This is a genomic window from Corallococcus sp. AB030 (genome assembly GCF_003668965.1).
Classification (GTDB): Bacteria; Myxococcota; Myxococcia; order Myxococcales; family Myxococcaceae; genus Corallococcus; species Corallococcus exiguus.
In genome coordinates this window covers 1-3957 of the sequence record NZ_RAWQ01000382.1, presented here as the reverse complement: position 1 = coordinate 3957, position 3957 = coordinate 1, and the positions used below count along the sequence as shown (strand labels likewise).

Genomic DNA, 3957 nt, shown 5'->3' with positions numbered 1-3957 from the left:
GCCACCTTCGAGGAGGCGGTGGCCGAGTTCGAGAAGTACATGCTGGAGCAGCGGACCGCACGGGGACGGCCCTGGCTGCTCCAGCGCGGCGAGGGGCTCGTCCGCGAGTGGCAGGCGAATGCCTTCGCGCGCGGGCTCATCGCCGAGGACGCTTGGCCCAGCTTCCGCGACTGGTTGCTCGGCGCCGGGAAGGCGCGAGCGCTTGGGGACATCGCCTAGATCGACATCTTTCGATATTCGCTCCAGGGATTAATTAAAATTCGAGGCTGGGATGGGGTACGGGCGCGACTCCTCGTCGCGCTGCGGCCATTTTATGCGTCCTCATCAGAGTCATCGGGAGGGCTTGCATACATTCTTCGGTGGCCCAGATTGAGCCGTGGCCAATGGGCGCATTGGCCAGAACAAGGAACTCAATATGCGTGAGTTGAATTGCCTGAAGTGCGACGAGCCCATCGCGCGCGGGGATCTGAAAGTGCATTCCATCCCTGTGCGGACGGAGGACGGCAAGCAGCACCTCATCATCCAACCGTTCCATACAGCGTGCTGGGAGGCGTTCAAGGACCGAGCGGACCGAACTGACTTCATGCTCAGGAAGATGAGCGAGGACCCCGAGTCTTAGCGACAGGCCTTGGGGGGGCGGACGCCGTCCACGCGACCGTTGACCATGCGGCGGTATGCCCCCCGCTCCCCGCCGTACACCTGACACCCTTCGCGAGGACGTCGCGCGGCTCGCCGCCCAGCAGGAGGCGACGAACGAGCGTGCCGGTACCGCGCTGAAGGCCGCCGAGCGAATGGCGGTGGACCTCCACCGGGTGATGGAGGGCGTGCATGTCGAGGTGCGCGGCATCGGCGAGCGCATGGCCACGGCCGAACAGGTACACCGGCTGGAAGATCGCATTGGGGATTTGGACCGGCGGGTGACGGAGCACACGCCGGCCGTCCGCGCCGTGCCGGAGCTGCGCGAGAAGGTGGAGGGGCTGGAGAAGAGCCTCGCCACCATGTCCGAGGCGGTGAAGGTCGTCCCGGTGCTGAAGGAGCGCCAGGACGCGCAGGAGCACCGCAACTCGCGGCAGGCCGGGGCGCTGTGGGTGCTGGGCGCCATCGTCGGGCTGCTCGGCCTCGCGGGCCTGCGCGAGTGTGGCCGGTGGTTCGTCCAGGCCCAGGTGCCTGTGCAGCACCAGCCTGTCCAGGACGCGCTCGAGCCCTCCCCTCCGACGAGGCGCCGGTGAGCCTCGCCCTCTTCGCCGCGCACGTGCTGGCCGCGTGCGCCCTCCTGGTCCTGGCCGTGTGGCGCTCCGGCGGGCCTTCGACTCCAGCGCCTATCGAGCCTGAATAATGAAACTTCGCACCTGGCACCTGGAGGCGGCCGTCGTCTACGCCGTCCTCATCGCCGTCAACCTCTTCACGCGCGCGGACGCGCTGGAGTGGCTGGGTGCGCTGGCGGTGGCGCTCGGCTTTCACCATGCCTCCGTCTCGTCTCGCATGGCCGAGGCGGAGGCTGCGCTGCCCGTTCCCTCCGTCGACTGCTTCCGGATGGCGGCTCTCTACTTCGCCGCGAAAGAGGTGGCGTGGTTCGCCTACTTCGCCGCGAAGGGCTCGTACTCGGCGCTCGTCGGCTGCGCCGTCTTCGCCGTGCACCCTTTGTGGCGCCGCTGGTACCGCGCCCGCTTCCCGAAGGTGGTGACGTCGTGACCCTCGCTGAACTGGAGCAGCGCCTGCCGAAGCACCTGGCGCAGTGGAGCCGCGAGCTTCACGCCGCGTCCACGGTGACGCGCCTCTGTCCGTACCTGCTGGCCGCCGTCTGCGACAGAGAGTCGCTGGGCGGGCGCTGGCTCAAACCGCGCGGTCCGAAGGGCGTGGGCGACCGTGGATACGGACTCGGGCTGATGCAGATTGACCGGCGCTACCACCGGGAGTTCGCCGCGCGCCTTCTTCCGGACGGCACCCCAGCGTGGCAGGACCCCGGGGAGAACATCCTCTACGGGGCCGGGCTCCTCCTCGACCGCGTCCGCGATTTCGCTGCACGCCACGCTTCCCGCCGAGAGCGGGTGCGCCTCGCGGGGGCCATCGCCAGCTACAACGCGGACCAGCGGAAGGTGGAGGCAGTGCTGCGCAAGCTGCCCGCTGTGGTGTCCGACGACGCGGCCATCGACGCCATGGACGCCCTCACTACCGGCAAGGACTACGGCGCCGACGTCCTCCGGCGCCGCGCGCAGTGGGCCCCCGCCGAAGCGCCGCTGGAGGGCTGAATGGGCTCACCTCCTCGATGCCGCCTGTGCGGCCGGCTCCTGGGCCAGTGCGACCACCCGCGCTGGTTGCCGCGCCGCTGACTCTCCGTCTTGCAGTCCAACCCGTAGCGCCACCAGGAGCACCTGCATGTCGACGTCCGCGCCGTACACTCCGCCCGCCGAACTCATCACCGCCGCCGAGAAGGCCCTGGCCCAGGCGAACCCCGGGAAGCTCGCCACTGCCTTGGTGCTGTACCAGTGCTACGGCGGTGTCACCGGCGGACGCTCCGCGGTGACGGGCGCCGAGCTGCCCCCGTTCGAGAAGTGCTCCACGCTGGTGCGCGCCGGCTGGCTCGCGGTCGCCGAGGCCATCAACACGCCGGTCGCGTCCGTGAAGGGCGCCCCGGTGGTGCCGCCGGGCCAGAAGCCCAGCGTGGGCCGGGCCGTCCACTACCAGCGCGATGAGGTGGTGTGCGCGGCGGACATCACCGCCGTCAACGACGACGGCACCGTGGAGCTCCTGGTGAAGCCGCCCCGCTTCCTGCCGTTCACGGCGGCCAACGTGTCTCAGGCCCCCACCGAGGCGCCCGTGCCTGGCAAGTGGAACTGGATGCCGCGCGTCTGATGCCTTCCTCCGGCGGCGGCTCACCGTCGCTCAGTCCCGCCCGTAACACCTCCAGGAGCACCTGCATGACCGCCACCCAGAAGCCCGGCGTCGACCGCGAACAACTGCTGGAGCAGTTCCGCGCGGCCATCCGCGAGGACATCGCCAAGGCGAGCACCCCGCACAACGGGAGGAACACCGCTTCCATCACGCTCCGGCACTTCGTCCACCCGAGCCACTACGATCTGGCCTTCGACTTCATGCGCATCTGCTCGGAGGAATTGGGCGAGCCCCTGGACGAGCGTGGCATGTGGAAGTACGGCGCCGAGGGCGAGTTGTGGCTGCCGGAAGCGCTGGCGCTGCGCGCGGAAGCGATGAAGGCGGACGTCGAGTCCTCCGCGGCCAACTGACGCATTCGTCCGGCAGCTGCCGGCGCCTGCCCGGGGCGCTCCCGGGAGCCCCACACCCCCAGAAGGAGCAACACAATGAAGAAGCGTCTCACCCTGGCCGCGTGCCTCGCGGTCGTCCTCTCCGCGCCGGTGGCCTTCGCCCAGGCGTCCACCGGCGCCAGCTCCAGCATCCTGGACGCGCTGCTCACGCCCACCAGTATCGGCATCGTGCTCGGCGCGGTGACGGGCGCCATCGGTCTCTTCGCTGGCGGCACCTGGCTCACCGAGCGGCGCAAGCGGCGCATCGCCCTGGGCGCCTACCACGCCTTCCACGTCGTGGAGGACATCGCCGCCGAGGACCCGGAGAACACTGCCCTGAACAAGGCGGCCAAGGGCCTGGAGGTCATCGACACCTGGATGAAGGCGAACGGCTGGCGCCCGCTCAAGCCCGGCGAGCAGGCGCTGGTGAAGCTCCAGTTCTCCGCGCTGCACGGCGAGCAAAAGGCGGAGGAGAAGGTGCAGGAGCAGGCCCTCTCTGTCGCGCTCGGCGCCGTCGCCGCGAAGGCGGCGCTGGAGAGCGCGACGGTCCCTTCGATGCCCCGCGGGTAGCCGTCGCCGCGGGGCTGTCGCGGGTGCTGAGCGACGTGCCGGTGCGGACCGGCTACCTGGAGGCCCAGGCGGGCATCTCCTCGCTCTCGGGCGCCTACGCGCGCCTGGAGGGTGGGGCGAGGCTCCG

General features: G+C 69.9%; 7 protein-coding genes. All 7 read left to right on the top strand.

Annotated elements, in window-relative coordinates; all coding sequences use genetic code 11:
* Positions 1–219: hypothetical protein (locus tag D7Y15_RS45040; protein WP_158629220.1), on the top strand; the 219-nt coding region annotated here is incomplete at its 5' end.
* A 455-nt stretch (positions 220–674) separates the two neighbouring features.
* Positions 675–1229, top strand: coding sequence for a hypothetical protein (locus D7Y15_RS42640; RefSeq protein ID WP_148713031.1), 555 nt, complete (start codon positions 675–677; stop codon positions 1227–1229).
* Between the two features lie 106 nt (positions 1230–1335).
* Entirely contained in the window at positions 1336–1692 is a 357-nt protein-coding gene (locus D7Y15_RS45035; RefSeq protein ID WP_158629219.1) for a hypothetical protein, read from the top strand.
* Positions 1689–2249 (top strand): transglycosylase SLT domain-containing protein, encoded by a 561-nt coding sequence (locus D7Y15_RS45030; RefSeq protein ID WP_158629218.1) that lies wholly within the window; start codon positions 1689–1691, stop codon positions 2247–2249. Before D7Y15_RS45035 ends, D7Y15_RS45030 begins: the two co-directional genes overlap by 4 nt.
* A 127-nt stretch (positions 2250–2376) precedes the next feature.
* The gene (locus tag D7Y15_RS42630) at positions 2377–2853 is read left to right on the top strand and encodes a hypothetical protein (protein WP_121756127.1); all 477 of its coding nucleotides are present in this window, start codon (positions 2377–2379) and stop codon (positions 2851–2853) included.
* Positions 2854–2918: 65 nt separating this feature from the next.
* Positions 2919–3242 (top strand): hypothetical protein, encoded by a 324-nt coding sequence (locus tag D7Y15_RS42625; protein ID WP_121756126.1) that lies wholly within the window; start codon positions 2919–2921, stop codon positions 3240–3242.
* 75 nt (positions 3243–3317) lie between these two features.
* Complete coding sequence (locus D7Y15_RS42620; protein ID WP_121756125.1) at positions 3318–3830, top strand: hypothetical protein; 513 nt, start codon at positions 3318–3320, stop codon at positions 3828–3830.
* The last annotated feature ends 127 nt before the right edge of the window (positions 3831–3957 follow it).

Bases quoted from the DNA above. Each gene is read 5' to 3' on its own strand.
- D7Y15_RS42640 (WP_148713031.1), top strand. From the start codon at position 675: ATGCCCCCCGCTCCCCGCCGTACACCTGACACCCTTCGCGAGGACGTC.
- D7Y15_RS45035 (WP_158629219.1), top strand. From the start codon at position 1,336: ATGAAACTTCGCACCTGGCACCTGGAGGCGGCCGTCGTCTACGCCGTC.
- D7Y15_RS42630 (WP_121756127.1), top strand. From the start codon at position 2,377: ATGTCGACGTCCGCGCCGTACACTCCGCCCGCCGAACTCATCACCGCC.
- D7Y15_RS42625 (WP_121756126.1), top strand. From the start codon at position 2,919: ATGACCGCCACCCAGAAGCCCGGCGTCGACCGCGAACAACTGCTGGAG.
- D7Y15_RS42620 (WP_121756125.1), top strand. From the start codon at position 3,318: ATGAAGAAGCGTCTCACCCTGGCCGCGTGCCTCGCGGTCGTCCTCTCC.